Here is a 14,188-nt window from a genome sequence, read left to right as displayed (position 1 = left end):
AACTTTGCGGGATTCCACCGATGACCAGTGAGAAATACAGGATTTTAGTTCCGATTCGGACCTATTTGCATCCTTTTCTTTTCCTTACCGCGCTTATACGCAGGGATCACAAAGAACACGTGACGGCAGCACGGGCAGGTAAATGAGTCTTTTTCAGTTGATTCTTGCAGCAGTCATTCAGGGAATTACCGAATTTCTGCCGATCTCATCTTCGGGTCATCTGATACTTTTACCCAGCCTGACCGGTATGGACGATCAGGGGTTGGCCATCGATGTCGCTGTGCATGTGGGCACTCTGGGCGCCGTAATTCTGTATTTCTGGTCTGATGTGAAAATGGCGATTTCCGGACTGCCGCAGGCTCTTTTGGGGCGCACCGATACACCACAAGCCCGATTGGCCCTGGGGCTGATTCTGGCCACGATCCCAACCGTCATTGTCGGAGCGATCCTGTTCAAAACCGGGCTCAGCCAGTCTCTGCGCTCAATGACGGTCATCGGCTGGACGATGCTGGGGTTCGGCATATTGCTCTACTGGATGGACCAGAAAGGGCCGCAAAGCAAAGAAACCTCTGACTGGGGCCTGCGCGATGCGATGATCATGGGCCTGTGGCAAGTTCTGGCACTGATCCCCGGAACATCCCGGTCCGGGATCACGATCACCGGGGCGCGCCAGCTTGGATACAGCCGCGAAGACGGCGCACGCATCGCGATGTTGATGTCCATACCCACGATTCTGGCATCCGGAGCGCTGCTGTCCACAGAGGTCATCCGCCAGGCAAATGCCCAACTGGCGTTCGACAGTGCTGTTGCTGCCTTCTTTGCGTTTCTGTCCGCGCTGCTTGCCTTGTCGCTGATGATGCGCCTGTTGCGCAGCGTCAGCTTTACGCCATACGTGATCTACCGCGTAGTAGTGGGCGCAATCCTTCTGGTCATCGCCTACAGCTGATCAGGTCCGCATATTGCTGGCCGAGTTCTGTATGTCATCATACTGACCCGAGGGGCGGAACTTCCACAGATAATCCGGCAGGACCGATTCCAGCGTCGCCGGCTCGATCCCCAGATCGGCAAAGCCAAGCGCGCTATCCGAAGCAACATTGTCGTGACGCAGATTCTTGAGTTGATCACGCGTCAAGATATTGTTCGGAAACAACTGAAAGCTCGCAAATTTCATTATGTCCAGCATTCCCGCCATGATCCGGGCCACCCAAAAGGGAATCCCAAGGATAATCCGGTGGCGGTTGATCACATCCAGCATCTGCAGCATCAACGCACGGAAGGTTTTCACTTCGGGTCCGCCCAGTTCGTAGACACCCCCGCTGGCCTGCCCCAGCACGCCCTGCACCGCAGCCTTAGCGACATCATCCACATAGACCGGCTGAAATTGCGTCTGGGCCCCGACCAGCGGCAGAAATGGCCCCATCCGGGTCATCGCAGCGAAACGGTTGAAGAACTGATCCTCGGTTCCGAAAATCACCGAAGGGCGCAGGATCATTGCACCCGGCATATGCGCCAGAACACCGGCCTCGCCCTGCGCTTTGGTACGAGAGTATTCGCTCCCCGCCTCGGCATCAGCACCAATGGCCGAGATATGGACCATACGGGTTACACCTTCAGCGGCTGCTAGACGCGCAATGCGTTCAGCCCCTTCGGTTTGAACGGTATCGAATTCATTCCGGCCAATCTCGTTCAACACACCAACACAGTTCACCACCGCATCAGCCCCCCGCATCGCCAAAGCAACCGAAGCGTCATCGCGGATGTTACACAGGACAGGTTCGACCTGCCCCACCGCACCGTAGGGTCTAACAAACATCGCTTCGTTCGGACGGCGCACCGCAACCCGAACGCGCCAGCCTTCATTCGCCAGACGTCGCGCAATATACCGGCCGACAAATCCGGATCCGCCATAAATCGTGACCAGTTTGGACATTTGAGGGCTCCTGCTATTGGGTCCTGATCCGATCTACCGCCCAATGCCCTTTCAAACAAGGCGCAATAACGCCGCGCAGCCACGAAAAAGCAACGCGGCACAGACGGTTGAAAGCGGTGGTCAAAAAACTTTCGAAAAACTTCCCGAATCCGGTTGACGCCTTCCGCCAGTAGGCTTAAACGCCCCTCCACGACACCTGCCCAGGTGGCGGAATTGGTAGACGCGCTAGCTTCAGGTGCTAGTGTCCGTATGGACGTGGAGGTTCGAGTCCTCTCCTGGGCACCAAACTCCAAACATCTCCCTAATTTTCAAGCGATTGCGCTCGTGCGCTTTTCCATTTCTTGCCTGCGCCTAAGCGCTGCAATAGGTTTAAATCGCCCGCTGAATTCCAGCGTCCAGACAAGATCGAACCGGGACCCTAAAGCCAATCCCGCAAAATCGGGATCAACGGCACATCTGCCGCAGGCATCGGGTAACTGCGCAGATCATTCGCACGCACCCATTTCAGCGCCTGTCCTTCCTTCGATTGCGGAATGCCCTCCCATTTGCGGCAGGCAAACAGCGGCATCAGCAGGTGGAAATCATCATAGCTGTGGCTGGCGAAGGTCAGCGGGGCGAGGCAGGAGGACCATGTATTGATGCCCAGTTCTTCGTACAGTTCGCGGATCAGGGCGACCTCGGGCGTTTCGCCGGGTTCGATCTTGCCGCCGGGAAACTCCCAAAGTCCAGCCATGGATTTGCCTTCGGGGCGCTGCGCCAGCAGCACCCGGCCCTCAATGTCTATCAGGGCGACCGCAGAAACCAGAACTGTTTTCACGACCGGTAATCCGCGTTGATCTCGATATAGCCATGGGTCAGGTCGCAGGTCCAAACGGTGGATTTACCCGCGCCCAGCCCTAGATCGACGCCGATTACAAGGTCCTGAGCCTTCATGTATTCGGCGGCGTCTTCCTCGCGGTAATCGGGGCTGACCCAGCCTTTTTCGGCCACAAGGATGTCTCCGAAAGAAATGCTCAGCAGGTCACGGTCGGCAGCTGCACCCGATTTTCCGATGGCCATGACGACGCGGCCCCAATTCGGGTCTTCGCCCGCAATGGCGGTTTTTATCAGTGGTGAATTGGCAATCGCCAATCCATGCACCTTGGCGTCGGCATCGGTGACGGCCCCGGTCACACGAATTTCTACGAATTTCGTGGCGCCCTCGCCATCGCGTACCACTTGTTGGGCAAGGTCCAGCATCACGGTTTCCAAAGCCTCGGCAAAGGCGGCATTGTCTGTCGCATCCACCCCCGAAGCCCCAGTAGCACACAGCAGCAGGCTGTCCGACGTCGAAGTGTCGCTGTCGACGGTGATGCAGTTGAAAGTGCGGTCGGTTTGCGCACCCAGCATCTGCTGCAGCGCGGATTGCTCGACCTGGGCGTCGGTGAAGATATAAACCAGCATCGTCGCCATATCAGGCGCGATCATGCCAGAACCCTTGGAAATCCCCGCAATAGAGACCGTTTTTCCATCAATCTCGACCTGCGCCGAGGCTCCTTTCGGAAAGGTATCCGTGGTCATGATGGCCCGCGCTGCATCTTCGATTGCGTGGCGACTGAGGCCGGATTTCAGGGCCTCAAGCTGCGCCACGATGCGGTCATGCGGCAAGGGTTCACCGATCACACCAGTTGACGAGGTAAAAACCCGTTCGACCGGTACGCCTGTGGTCTTGGACACTGCTTGCGTCACCTCGGCGACCGAGCTTTGGCCATAATGCCCAGTAAATGCATTAGCATTGCCCGAATTCACAAGGATCGCCGCCGGCCCGTCACTTGGCCCGCCGATCTTGTCCTGACAATCCAGCACGGGTGCCGCGCGTGTGGCAGAGCGGGTAAAGACCCCAGCCACTGATGTGCCCGGATCCAGGACCGCCAGCATCACATCAGTGCGGCCTTGATAGCGTACGCCGGCTTCGACGGTCGCAAAGCGCACACCGTCAATCGCGGGCAATTCGGGAAACGCCGCCGGGGCCAGCGGAGAGACTTTGGTGATCGAGGCCACGGGGTTACTCCTGAATCAGGTCCAACTGACGCACGATGCCCGGAGTCACATCTTCGAGCGCAGGACGTTCGATCTGTGCAGCCTGGGTCAATTCGCCGATACGGGCCTGAATAGCTTCACTTTGCAGATCCTGTGCCAGCTCGTCGCGCACCGCATCAAGTGCGGGCGCTTCGGATTTGCGCTTGTCATTCAGAATGATCACGTGCCAGCCGAACTGTGTCTGCACCGGGTCAGACACCTGATCCTTCTCAAGCGCGACAACGGCGGTTTCAAACTCGGGAACCATCTGCCCCTTGCCGAACCAACCCAGCACCCCGCCATTCGGGCCGGAAGGACCGGTTGATTTTTCTTTGGCCAGCTCGGCAAAGTCGGCGCCATCATCCAACTGAGCCTTAAGGTCTTTTGCCTCATCCTCGGTCTCGACCAGAATATGGCTGGCATTAAACTCATCTTCGCCTTCAAACTCGGCAAAGCGCGCATCATAGGCGGTCTGAATGGTTTCTGCCGTTACAACTTCGTCGATCAGGGCATTTACGGTCTGAACCGCCAGCAACGACCGCGTCTCGTTCTCGATGGCCAAGGCGTTCAGATTGCTCAGCCCTTCTTGCTCCTGGCCCAGCAACTGCTGCTGAATCAGCTGCTCGATGATGAAATCATACAGAACATCATCTTCGACCTGCTGGTAGTTGGGGGGCAGTGTCGCAACTGTTGCGATCACATGCGCCAGAGTGATTTCTTCGCCGTTTACGCGGGCGACCACCGTGCTGGCATCGGGCTTGGTTTCGGCGGCCAATGGCAGCGCCATCACCGTTGCAAGGGCCAGCGATGGCAGAAAAGTGAGGCCTTTGGGCATGGAATCATCCTATTTCTTTGCCACGGCAGGGCGCAGCGTTGACACTCTGGAACCTGCCGCTTACATCGCTTTGAAGCCTTGGACAGGGCCGCCTTTCACCCCCCGTATCTATGGGTTGCGCGCAAGGTGGGCAAGCCTGTCAAAACCAAGACAAGAACAGATCCGCTGGAGTGAACATGCTGGGACTCGGAACGCTCGCCAAAAAGGTGTTCGGAACACCGAACGACCGCAAGATCAAGGCGACCCGCCCCCTGATCGAACAGATCAACGCGCTGGAACCCGAGTTCGAGAATCTGTCGGATGACGGCCTGATCGCAAAGACCGCCGAGCTGCGCAAACGTGCGTTGGAAGGCGAAAGCCTGGATGATCTGCTGCCCGAGGCGTTTGCCAACGTACGCGAAGGGGCAAAACGCGCGCTGGGCCTGCGTGCCTTTGATGTGCAGTTGATGGGCGGCGCCTTCCTGCATCAGGGCAATATTTCCGAGATGAAAACGGGTGAAGGCAAGACATTGGTTGCGACCCTCCCCGCCTATCTGAACGCGCTGACCGGTAAAGGCGTGCACGTGGTCACAGTGAACGAATACCTGGCCAAGCGCGACTCGGAATGGATGGGCAAGGTGTTTGCCGCCGTGGGCATGACCACCGGTGTCATCTGGTCAGGGCAGCCCGATGCCGAGAAAAAGGCTGCTTATGCCTGTGACGTGACCTATGCCACCAACAATGAGCTGGGTTTTGATTATCTGCGCGATAATATGAAGGCGGAACTGGATCAAATTTACCAGAAACACCACAATTTCGCGATCGTGGATGAGGTCGACTCGATCCTGATTGACGAGGCGCGGACGCCGCTGGTCATTTCCGGGCCCTCCGAGGACCGGTCGGACCTGTATACCGCGATTGATGCGCTGATCCCGTCATTGGGAGAAGATCACTTCACGCTGGACGAAAAGTCCCGGAACGTGACCTTCACGGATGAGGGTAACGAGTTTCTGGAGCAACAGTTGATTGCCAACGGCCTGATCCCAGAAGACCATTCGCTGTATGATCCTGAAAGCACCACGGTCGTTCACCACGTGAACCAGGGCTTGCGCGCGCATAAGCTGTTTACACGTGACAAAGATTACATCGTGCGGGACGGCAATGTCGTTCTGATTGATGAGTTCACCGGTCGCATGATGCCAGGTCGTCGCCTGTCGGAAGGTCTTCATCAGGCCATCGAAGCCAAGGAAAACGTGCAGATTCAGCCCGAAAACGTAACATTGGCCAGCGTGACGTTCCAAAACTATTTCCGCCTGTATGACAAGCTGGGCGGCATGACCGGCACCGCGCTGACCGAGGCTGAGGAATTTGCCGAAATCTACGGTCTGGGCGTTGTCGAAGTACCAACCAACAAACCGATCGCGCGTCTGGATGAGGACGATCAGGTCTTTCGTACCGCAGCCGAAAAATACGGCGCCATGATCGACGAGACAAAGGAAGCCCAGAAAAACGGACAACCGGTCCTTCTGGGCACCACGTCCATCGAAAAGTCCGAATTGCTCAGCCAGATGCTCACCAAAGAAGGTATCCAGCACAATGTTCTGAATGCCCGCCAACACGAGCAAGAGGCGCAGATTGTTGCCGATGCGGGCCGATATGGCGCAGTAACCATCGCCACCAACATGGCCGGTCGCGGTACTGATATTCAGCTGGGCGGCAATGTGGAAATGAAGGTTCTGCAGGCGCTGGCCGAAAACCCCGAGGCAGATCCGGCCGAGCTGCGTGCCGCGGAAGAAGCCCGCCATGCTGAAGAAAAAGAAAAGGTCCTGGCTGCCGGTGGGCTGTATGTCATGGCGTCCGAACGGCACGAGAGCCGCCGTATCGACAACCAGCTGCGGGGCCGGTCCGGCCGTCAGGGTGATCCGGGCCGCACCGTGTTTTACCTCAGCCTCGAAGACGACCTAATGCGCATCTTCGGCTCGGAACGGTTGGACAAGGTTCTGACCACGCTGGGCATGAAAGAAGGTGAGGCCATCGTCCACCCTTGGGTGAACAAATCGCTGGAGCGGGCGCAATCCAAGGTCGAAGGTCGCAACTTTGACATGCGCAAGAACGTCCTGAAATTCGACGATGTGATGAACGACCAGCGTAAGGTGGTATTCAGCCAACGGCGCGAAATCATGTCCGCCGACGATCTGTCCGAAATCGTATCAGACATGCGTGAACAGGTGATCGACGATCTGATCGACGAATATATGCCGCCGAAATCCTATGCTGATCAGTGGGATACCGAGGGTTTGCACGCAGCGGTCAAGGAAAAATTGACCATTGACGCCCCGGTTCAGGATTGGGCCGCTGAGGAAGGCGTAGATGACGAGCAGGTGCGCGAACGGCTGATCAACGCCGCTGACGAGATGATGGCGCAAAAAGTGGCCGCGTTCGGCCCCGAGAACATGCGCAACATCGAAAAGCAGGTCTTGCTGAACACGATCGACAGCAAATGGCGCGAACATCTGTTGACGCTGGAACATCTGCGCTCGGTCGTGGGCTTCCGCGGCTATGCCCAGCGCGACCCGCTGAACGAATACAAGAACGAAAGCTTCCAGCTGTTCGAATCCATGCTGGATTCGTTGCGCGAAACCGTGACCCAGCAGCTGTCCCGCGTGCGACCGCTGACCGAAGAGGAACAGCGCGAAATGCTGACCCAGATGCAAGCGCAGCAGGCACGGGCGCAGCAGGCGGTAGATCAGGCCACTGGTCACGCCGAAGCGGTGGCCGAGGCCGAAGCATCGGGTGATGCGCGGCCTGGATTTGTCGAAGACGACCCGGCAACTTGGGGAAACCCGTCGCGCAACGACAAGTGCCCCTGCGGTTCAGGCAAGAAGTTTAAGCATTGCCATGGCCGGTTGACCTAACGTCATCACAATCGAGACACAATGAGTCCGCCTCACGGCCACATATTAGCCGTGATTCAACTGCAGGGTGCGAATCGCTCCTTCAACTGGGGAGGGTGTCTTGTTTGTAATTAAGAACTACGTAACCACTGGCGGCACCGTTGCTTGTGCATTGGCCATTGGCTACCTCATGCAGAACGGAACCCCTGCGCAACCGCGAGGGGAGCGGGCTTCTGTTGATGTGGCATCAGTTACGGATCAGGCTTCAATCATCCCCGGGTTAAGCGAAGTCGTTCTGACCTCATCTGCGCCGGTTCACGGAACAAGCGAAGAGACCGGGTCCGACAGCCGTTTTATCGAATCCAGTCGATCAGAACCTGTCAATTCCGTTGACTGCACCCTCAGTGCGCGCGCTACTGCCGTTCCCGGTGCTGCCGCCCGGCTGGTCGTCAACGCCCCCTGCCACAGTAATGAATCCGTGGAAATTCACCACAGCGGTCTGACAGTCACACAGCGCACCGACGCAGTAGGGCGCATGGATATGACAATCCCGGCCCTGTCAGAATATGCGATCTTTCTGATCTCGTTTGAAGACCAGCATGGAACAGTCGCAACCACCCATATCGCTGACATTGCCAATTACGAACGCATTGCCCTGCAATGGCAGGGTGAAACTGACCTGCAAATTCATGCGCTGGAATTCGGGGCCATCTATGGCGGCAATGGCCATGTCTCGGCCGAGACCCCGACCGAAGGCGCCGGACAGGTAGTGCGTCTGGGCAATACCGGAACCGGGGACATGAAAAACATCGAAATCTATTCGTTCCCTGCTGGTCTTTCCAACCAAAACGGGTCGATAGAAATCACTGTCGAAACCGAGGTGACTTCAGAAAATTGCGGGCGCGACCTGAACATCCAGTCGCTTGAATTGCGGGATGATCGGTTGAGATCAAAAGACAGGACGCTGAGTTTTCCTGAATGCTCCCGCACCGGAGAGTTTCTGGTGTTGAATAATCTCTTCCAAGACCTGACAATCGCCGCAAACTAAATCCGCAGGCAGGCTCGGGCATCTTATGACATTCTTTCGTGTGGCAGCGGCTGCACTGGCTTCCGTTACAATCGCGTCGGGCGCACAGGCGCAAGACATCTCGCTTAGATCGCATGACGGCAAGGTCGAAGTCACCGGTGACCTGCTGGGATTTGACGGCGAGTTCTATCGCGTGGCAACACAATTCGGCACGCTGACAGTTGATGGGTCCGGTGTGACCTGTACCGGACCTGCCTGCCCAAGCCTGACCGACTTTGTGGCTGAAATCCGATTTGCCGGATCTTCGGTCATGGCGGAAAAGGTTCTACCAGCGCTGATTGTTGGCTTCGCACAGCAGCAAGGGTTGTCGGCGACCCCAAACAGGCTGACCGCCAACACATTTTCTTACGAACTGCACCAACCCGGGAGGGCAGCACCGCTGGGTCGGTTCTTCTTTGACGCAGGGAATACTGAGCGCGGATTTAGGGCGCAGGCAGAAAACCAGGCTGATATTGTTCTGGCGTTGCGCGAAATCCGACCCGAAGAGGAGCAAGCCACACAAGCGGTAGGCCTTGGCGATCTGACCCGCACCCGCCGGGCCCGCGTCATCGCGCTTGACGCTTTGGTACCAATCGTTGCCAACTCGAACCCGTTACAGCAAATCTCGCTTGCGGAATTAACCCGGGTGTTTTCGGGCGAGATTACGAGTTGGGCCGAGTTGGGCGGACCCGATGCGCCAATTTCACTGCACCTTCCGGAAGCCGGTTCGGGTCTGGCCCAGAATGTCGAAGACAGGCTTCTGGCACCCTCCGGCACAGCCCTTTCCGAGGCGGCCATTCGGCATAACCGCAGTACTGATCTGGTGCGTTCCGTTGCTGCGGATCCCTTTTCAATAGGTGTCGCAAGCCAAGCCGAAGCCAGCACCGCGCGTGCCCTGCCTTTGACCGGCGGATGCGGTCATGTGCTGGCGGCAACTCGGCAGTCAATTAAGACCGAAGATTATCCGCTGACCTCGCCTATGTTTCTATACCTGCCGGACCGGCGATTGCCGCGTTTTGCACGTCAATTCCTGGCCTACACCCAGGGAGCCGAGGCACAGATGGCAATACGCGAGGTTGGCTTTGTCGATCAAACCCCAGAGACTATGGGTCTTGGGGTGCAAGGGGATCGACTTGCCAATGCGATCGCGTCGGGCGGATCAGAAGTTGGTTTGGAGGAACTTCAGCGGCTGGTCGAGATTTTCAGACCCATGTCCCGCCTGTCACTGTCCTTCCGGTTCGAGCCCGGTTCCTCGCGCCCGGATGCGCAGTCACGGTCCAATATCCGACATCTTGCCCTTCTTTTGGAATCCGGGACCCTCGATGCCCGAAAGCTTAGGTTTGTCGGCTTCAGCGATGGCGAAGGGGCAGCGTCAACCAATGCGCGGATCGCATTGTTGCGGGCAAAAACCGTTCGCAATGCCGTATTGGCCGAGATTGAAACCGCTATCGGGGACAGCGTCGAAATCACGGTCGACGCATTTGGCGAGGCCATGCCCATGGCCTGCGACGACACGGAATGGGGCCGAAAGGTCAACCGCCGGGTCGAGGTCTGGGTTCAATAGCACTCATAGATAGCCTTCGGACCTGAAGCTCAACTCGTTCGACTTTCCAATGATCAGATGGTCATGCAGCGTCAGGCCCAGTGCCAGGCAGGCATCCTGAATTCGGTTGGTCATGTCGATATCCGATTGCGACGGGGTCGGGTCACCTGACGGATGGTTATGCACAAGTATCAACGCCGAGGCATTCAGCTCCAGCGCCCGTTTGGCAACCTCGCGCGGATAGACAGGGACATGATCCACCGTGCCCTTGGCCTGCTCCTCATCAGCGATCAGCACGTTTTTGCGATCCAGATAGAACACACGGAATTGTTCGGTCTCGCGATGGGCCATGGTGGTGTGGCAATAGTCCAGCAATGCGTCCCATCCGGAAATCACATGTCGCCTCATCACCCGTGCGCGGGCCATGCGATGGGCGCAGGCCTCAAGGATTTTCAGATCGGTGATCACGCTATCCCCGACACCTTTGATTTGGCGCAGCCGTTCCTCGGGCGCGGTCAGCACCCGGTTGAAATCGCCAAACGCCTCCATCAGCGCACGCGCCAGCGGTTTCACATCCTGCCGGGGGATTGAACGGAACAGGACCAGTTCCAACAGCTCATAATCCGGCATGGCGGCGGACCCGCCAGACAGGAACCGTTCGCGCAGCCGCTTGCGATGATCTTTGATGTAGGAGGGTAACCGACCCGTCGGCAGCGGCTGCGCGGGGGCTTCGTCTGTATCGAACAGCATTGGGGCTTCGGAAAAGGCGTCCTGTGTCATGCTCTCAGCCTGACGCAGAATCGGTTTCCAGATGGTTAACGCACCTCACCTGCCATGCGGGCAGTGGCGCGGCGGACAACCATATGCAACACGATGGAAAACACCCCCAAGGTCAGCATTGCGGCGAACATCAGATCAGTCTTTGCACGGCCATTGGCCAACAGCATCAAATATCCCAACCCTTGGGACGAGCCGACCCATTCACCAATCACCGCCCCGATCGGCGCATAGACGGCGGCCAGCCTCATCCCCGACGCCAGCGAGGGCATCGCCGCCGGAATGCGGATATACCACAGCACTGCACGCGGACTGGCCTGCATCGTGCGCGCAAGGTCCAGATAGCCCTGCGGCGTCCGCATCAGCCCATCGAAGAAAGACGAGGTGATCGGGAAATAGATGATCAGCACCGCCATCGCGACCTTGGACCACAGACCATAGCCCAGCCAAAGCGTCAGCAACGGGGCCAGCGCAAAAACCGGCAGAGCCTGCGTGAACACCAGCATCGGCTGTACCAGCACGCGCGCCGCCCGCGAATTGGCCAGTTGCAGCGCAGTGACCACACCCAGAACCGTCCCAAAGGCCAATCCAATCACCACTTCGACCGCAGTGATCCAAGTGTGTTCGGCGATCAGCCAACGGTTCTGCCACCAAGTCTCGGCCACCACGGCGGGGCTTGGCAGGATGAACTTAGGCAAGCCGGTCGTCCAGACGATACCCTGCCAGATGGCAATCGCGAACACGGTAGCTGCAAGGGCTGAGAGATATTTCATGCGACCGCCTCGCGCAGCAAGCGCAACAGCGCACCTTGCGTCTCAAGCGTCTCAAGGTCGTCCACATGGCGCGGGGCAGGTGCATGCGGCGGTTCACAAGGGGTCAGGCCCTGCTGTGTCATCACCATGATGGACTGGCCCAGCCGGGCGGCCTCACCCGGATCATGGGTGACCAGCAGAACAGTCCGGCCCTGCAATGCCTCGACTGCAAGATCCTGCATATCGGCACGGGTGCGGGCATCCAGCGCCGAGAACGGCTCATCCAGCAGAACAATCGGGCGATCCTCCATGAGCGTGCGGGCTAAAGCGACGCGTTGGCGTTGGCCGCCCGACAGTTCGGCGGGTTTCTTGGTCATATGATCCTGCAATCGCATGCGCTGAATCAGACGGTTGCGCCGCTCCAGATCGACCGACTTGCCCCGAAGCCGCGCACCTAACGAGACATTCTGTGCAACCGTTGCCCAGGGCAGCAGCAGATCATCCTGCGCCATATAGGCCACGCGGTCCTGCATCGGAGCACCGTCACCGGCGGTGATCTGCCCGGTGAACACGGCACCTGTATCAAGCCCGGCAATCAGACGTAGAATTGTGGTTTTACCGACGCCCGATCCGCCCAGCAGGCAAGTCCACTGCCCGGCCCCAAGGGTCAGGGTAAGCGGCGCGAACAACGTCGCCCCGTCAATCGTAGCCGTGCCGTTGATGCTCAGATCGGGCGCCCGTGTCATGGGGTCAGGCCCATTTGCCAGAAGTTGACTTCTAGCTCGGTTGCGGTGCGGAAGGTCTGGCACAGGCGGTCCCAGCGAGGCGAGGCTGCAAAGTTCTCACCAATACGCCGTGTTAGAGCCTGATCTAGCAGTTCTCCAACCGCTTTGCACGCGCCTTGGTAGTCGTCGCTGGCATAGGTATCGATCCAATCACGATAGACCTCGGATGTAGCTTCAGAGGCCAACCGCGTGCCGATTTCGCCATAGCCCATCACACAGGGGGCCAAAGCCGCCAGCAGGTCCAGCAAATCGCCACTATACCCGGCCTCAAGCACAAAGCGCGTATAGGCCAGGTTTTCGGCGCGTTCGGGGGTTGCGAACAGCTCCTCCTGGGAAATCCCGGCGGCCTCGCAGATACCGATATGCAGCTGCATTTCCTCGGCAACCAACGCATTTACCGTGGCCACGGCCGCCAGCATTTCCGAATGAGTCTCGGATTTGACAACCGCCAGTGCCCAAGCACGGGAAAAATGGATCAGGAACACATAGTCCTGTCGCAGGTAATGCAGGAACGCCGCGCGCGGCAGCGTTCCGTCTTTCATCCCTTCCACAAAGGTGTGGCGAGTGTAATCCCGCCACGGCCCCTGCGCGGCATCCCGCATCAATGCGAAAGCTTTGCCGTAATTGCTCATTGCGCGGTCACATCGATGGCAATGTCGCTGACCGGGTTCAGGCTGTCAATCATGCCGCTGTTCTTCAGGAACTCCTCGAACCGCGCATAACGACCCGCATCAAACGCCGCCGGACGCAGTGCAAACCGGGGCAGCGTGTCGACCCAGGCGCGGGCATTAAGCTCATCCTTCAGCTCGGTCGAGGTGGCCGCGAAGATTTCCCAGCTTTTTTCCGGGTTGTTGACGATATATTGGGTCGCTTTCTCGGTCGCAGCCAAGAAACGGGCGATTTTGTCGGCATCCATCGTATCGGGATTGGCGACATAGATCAGCTCGTCATAGGGCGGGATGCCTTCCTCTTCGATATAGAAACACCGGCCCGCGACACCTTCGATATCCATCTGATTCAGCTCAAAATTCCGGAACGCCCCGATAACCGCATCCACCTGACCGGTCATCAGCGACGGCGACAGCGAGAAGTTGACGTTGACCATCTCAATCTCATCCAGACCGATATCATGCTGACCCAGAAGGGTTGTCAGGATCGCCTCTTCGACACCGGCGACCGAGAAACCGATTTTCTTGCCCCGCAGATCGGCCAGCGACTTGATCGGGCCATCATCCAGCACCAGCAGGCAGTTCAGCGGGGTGGCAACCAGCGTGCCGACCCGTTTCAGCGGCAAGCCCTCATGGATTTGCAGGTGCAGCTGCGGCTGATAGGACACCGCCAGATCGGCCTGACCAGCGGCCACCAGACGCGGCGGCGCGGAGGGGTCCGCGGGCGGAATGATCTCAACCTCAAGCCCCTGGTCGGCAAAATAGCCGTTTTCCTGTGCGACGATAATTGGACCATGGTCAGGGTTCACAAACCAATCCAACAAGACGGTCATCTTATCCTCGGCCCAGGCCGGCGCGGCAGCCAGCAGGGCGATTGCAGCGATCAGTTTTTTCATATCTC

The 14,188-nt window shown here is 58.1% G+C and carries 13 protein-coding genes and 1 tRNA gene; 5 read left to right on the top strand and 9 right to left on the bottom strand.

Going from position 1 to position 14,188, the window contains the following annotated elements:
* Positions 1-142: 142 nt before the first annotated feature.
* Positions 143-946, top strand: coding sequence for an undecaprenyl-diphosphate phosphatase (locus AC2FLB_RS14905; protein ID WP_142640289.1), 804 nt, complete (start codon positions 143-145; stop codon positions 944-946).
* On the opposite strand, the gene AC2FLB_RS14900 is transcribed toward AC2FLB_RS14905, so the two are convergent.
* On the bottom strand, positions 947-1,930 hold the full coding sequence (locus tag AC2FLB_RS14900; protein ID WP_496699306.1) for a complex I NDUFA9 subunit family protein: 984 nt from the start codon (positions 1,928-1,930) through the stop codon (positions 947-949). It abuts the gene before it with no gap.
* A 198-nt stretch (positions 1,931-2,128) separates the two neighbouring features.
* Here AC2FLB_RS14900 and AC2FLB_RS14895 point away from each other — a divergent pair.
* Positions 2,129-2,215, top strand: a tRNA-Leu gene (locus AC2FLB_RS14895).
* A gap of 133 nt (positions 2,216-2,348) precedes the next feature.
* On the opposite strand, the gene AC2FLB_RS14890 is transcribed toward AC2FLB_RS14895, so the two are convergent.
* The 3 genes from AC2FLB_RS14890 to AC2FLB_RS14880 are packed head-to-tail and all read right to left on the bottom strand — an operon-like array spanning position 2,349 to position 4,823.
* Positions 2,349-2,747: a (deoxy)nucleoside triphosphate pyrophosphohydrolase gene (locus AC2FLB_RS14890; RefSeq protein WP_142637315.1), complete on the bottom strand. Its 399-nt coding sequence runs from the start codon at positions 2,745-2,747 to the stop codon at positions 2,349-2,351.
* A complete protein-coding gene (gene argJ, locus AC2FLB_RS14885; RefSeq protein WP_281973415.1) occupies positions 2,744-3,970 on the bottom strand; it encodes a bifunctional glutamate N-acetyltransferase/amino-acid acetyltransferase ArgJ in 1,227 nt (408 codons plus the stop codon). Before argJ ends, AC2FLB_RS14890 begins: the two co-directional genes overlap by 4 nt.
* 4 nt (positions 3,971-3,974) lie before the next feature.
* The gene (locus AC2FLB_RS14880; protein ID WP_142637319.1) at positions 3,975-4,823 is read right to left on the bottom strand and encodes a peptidylprolyl isomerase; all 849 of its coding nucleotides are present in this window, start codon (positions 4,821-4,823) and stop codon (positions 3,975-3,977) included.
* A gap of 176 nt (positions 4,824-4,999) precedes the next feature.
* On the opposite strand from AC2FLB_RS14880, the gene secA reads away from it, so the two are divergent.
* The 3 genes from secA to AC2FLB_RS14865 all read left to right on the top strand — a co-directional run bounded on the left by secA (position 5,000) and on the right by AC2FLB_RS14865 (position 10,326).
* Positions 5,000-7,717, top strand: a complete 2,718-nt coding sequence (secA, locus tag AC2FLB_RS14875; RefSeq protein ID WP_496692629.1) for a preprotein translocase subunit SecA — start codon at positions 5,000-5,002, stop codon at positions 7,715-7,717.
* Between the two features lie 100 nt (positions 7,718-7,817).
* The gene (locus tag AC2FLB_RS14870) at positions 7,818-8,744 is read left to right on the top strand and encodes a hypothetical protein (RefSeq protein ID WP_496709528.1); all 927 of its coding nucleotides are present in this window, start codon (positions 7,818-7,820) and stop codon (positions 8,742-8,744) included.
* A 25-nt stretch (positions 8,745-8,769) separates the two neighbouring features.
* Positions 8,770-10,326 (top strand): phosphate ABC transporter substrate-binding/OmpA family protein, encoded by a 1,557-nt coding sequence (locus tag AC2FLB_RS14865; RefSeq protein ID WP_496709527.1) that lies wholly within the window; start codon positions 8,770-8,772, stop codon positions 10,324-10,326.
* A 3-nt stretch (positions 10,327-10,329) separates the two neighbouring features.
* Here AC2FLB_RS14865 and radC read toward each other — a convergent pair whose 3' ends face one another.
* The 5 genes from radC to AC2FLB_RS14840 are packed head-to-tail and all read right to left on the bottom strand — an operon-like array spanning position 10,330 to position 14,183.
* Positions 10,330-11,085 (bottom strand): RadC family protein, encoded by a 756-nt coding sequence (radC, locus tag AC2FLB_RS14860; protein WP_496709526.1) that lies wholly within the window; start codon positions 11,083-11,085, stop codon positions 10,330-10,332.
* A 35-nt stretch (positions 11,086-11,120) separates the two neighbouring features.
* Positions 11,121-11,855 carry an ABC transporter permease gene (locus AC2FLB_RS14855; protein WP_271950546.1) on the bottom strand — a complete coding sequence of 245 codons (735 nt, stop codon included), beginning with the start codon at positions 11,853-11,855 and terminating at the stop codon, positions 11,121-11,123.
* Positions 11,852-12,580 (bottom strand): ABC transporter ATP-binding protein, encoded by a 729-nt coding sequence (locus AC2FLB_RS14850; protein WP_496702859.1) that lies wholly within the window; start codon positions 12,578-12,580, stop codon positions 11,852-11,854. Before AC2FLB_RS14850 ends, AC2FLB_RS14855 begins: the two co-directional genes overlap by 4 nt.
* Complete coding sequence (gene tenA / locus AC2FLB_RS14845) at positions 12,577-13,251, bottom strand: thiaminase II (protein ID WP_496702861.1); 675 nt, start codon at positions 13,249-13,251, stop codon at positions 12,577-12,579. Before tenA ends, AC2FLB_RS14850 begins: the two co-directional genes overlap by 4 nt.
* Positions 13,248-14,183, bottom strand: coding sequence for an ABC transporter substrate-binding protein (locus AC2FLB_RS14840; RefSeq protein WP_142637333.1), 936 nt, complete (start codon positions 14,181-14,183; stop codon positions 13,248-13,250). Before AC2FLB_RS14840 ends, tenA begins: the two co-directional genes overlap by 4 nt.
* Positions 14,184-14,188 lie beyond the last annotated feature (5 nt).

Source organism: Ruegeria sp. CDSA236 (genome assembly GCF_059611285.1).
The sequence above is the reverse complement of the archived record's forward strand: the minus strand, read 5'-3'. Positions and strand labels throughout refer to the sequence as shown.

What these genes read in the sequence shown, in the direction of transcription:
- AC2FLB_RS14905 (WP_142640289.1), top strand. Translation starts at nt 143, where the DNA reads ATGAGTCTTTTTCAGTTGATTCTTGCAGCAGTCATTCAGGGAATTACC.
- AC2FLB_RS14900 (WP_496699306.1), bottom strand. Translation starts at nt 1,930, where the DNA reads ATGTCCAAACTGGTCACGATTTATGGCGGATCCGGATTTGTCGGCCGG.
- AC2FLB_RS14880 (WP_142637319.1), bottom strand. Translation starts at nt 4,823, where the DNA reads ATGCCCAAAGGCCTCACTTTTCTGCCATCGCTGGCCCTTGCAACGGTG.
- secA (WP_496692629.1), top strand. Translation starts at nt 5,000, where the DNA reads ATGCTGGGACTCGGAACGCTCGCCAAAAAGGTGTTCGGAACACCGAAC.
- AC2FLB_RS14865 (WP_496709527.1), top strand. Translation starts at nt 8,770, where the DNA reads ATGACATTCTTTCGTGTGGCAGCGGCTGCACTGGCTTCCGTTACAATC.
- radC (WP_496709526.1), bottom strand. Translation starts at nt 11,085, where the DNA reads ATGACACAGGACGCCTTTTCCGAAGCCCCAATGCTGTTCGATACAGAC.
- AC2FLB_RS14855 (WP_271950546.1), bottom strand. Translation starts at nt 11,855, where the DNA reads ATGAAATATCTCTCAGCCCTTGCAGCTACCGTGTTCGCGATTGCCATC.
- AC2FLB_RS14850 (WP_496702859.1), bottom strand. Translation starts at nt 12,580, where the DNA reads ATGACACGGGCGCCCGATCTGAGCATCAACGGCACGGCTACGATTGAC.
- tenA (WP_496702861.1), bottom strand. Translation starts at nt 13,251, where the DNA reads ATGAGCAATTACGGCAAAGCTTTCGCATTGATGCGGGATGCCGCGCAG.
- AC2FLB_RS14840 (WP_142637333.1), bottom strand. Translation starts at nt 14,183, where the DNA reads ATGAAAAAACTGATCGCTGCAATCGCCCTGCTGGCTGCCGCGCCGGCC.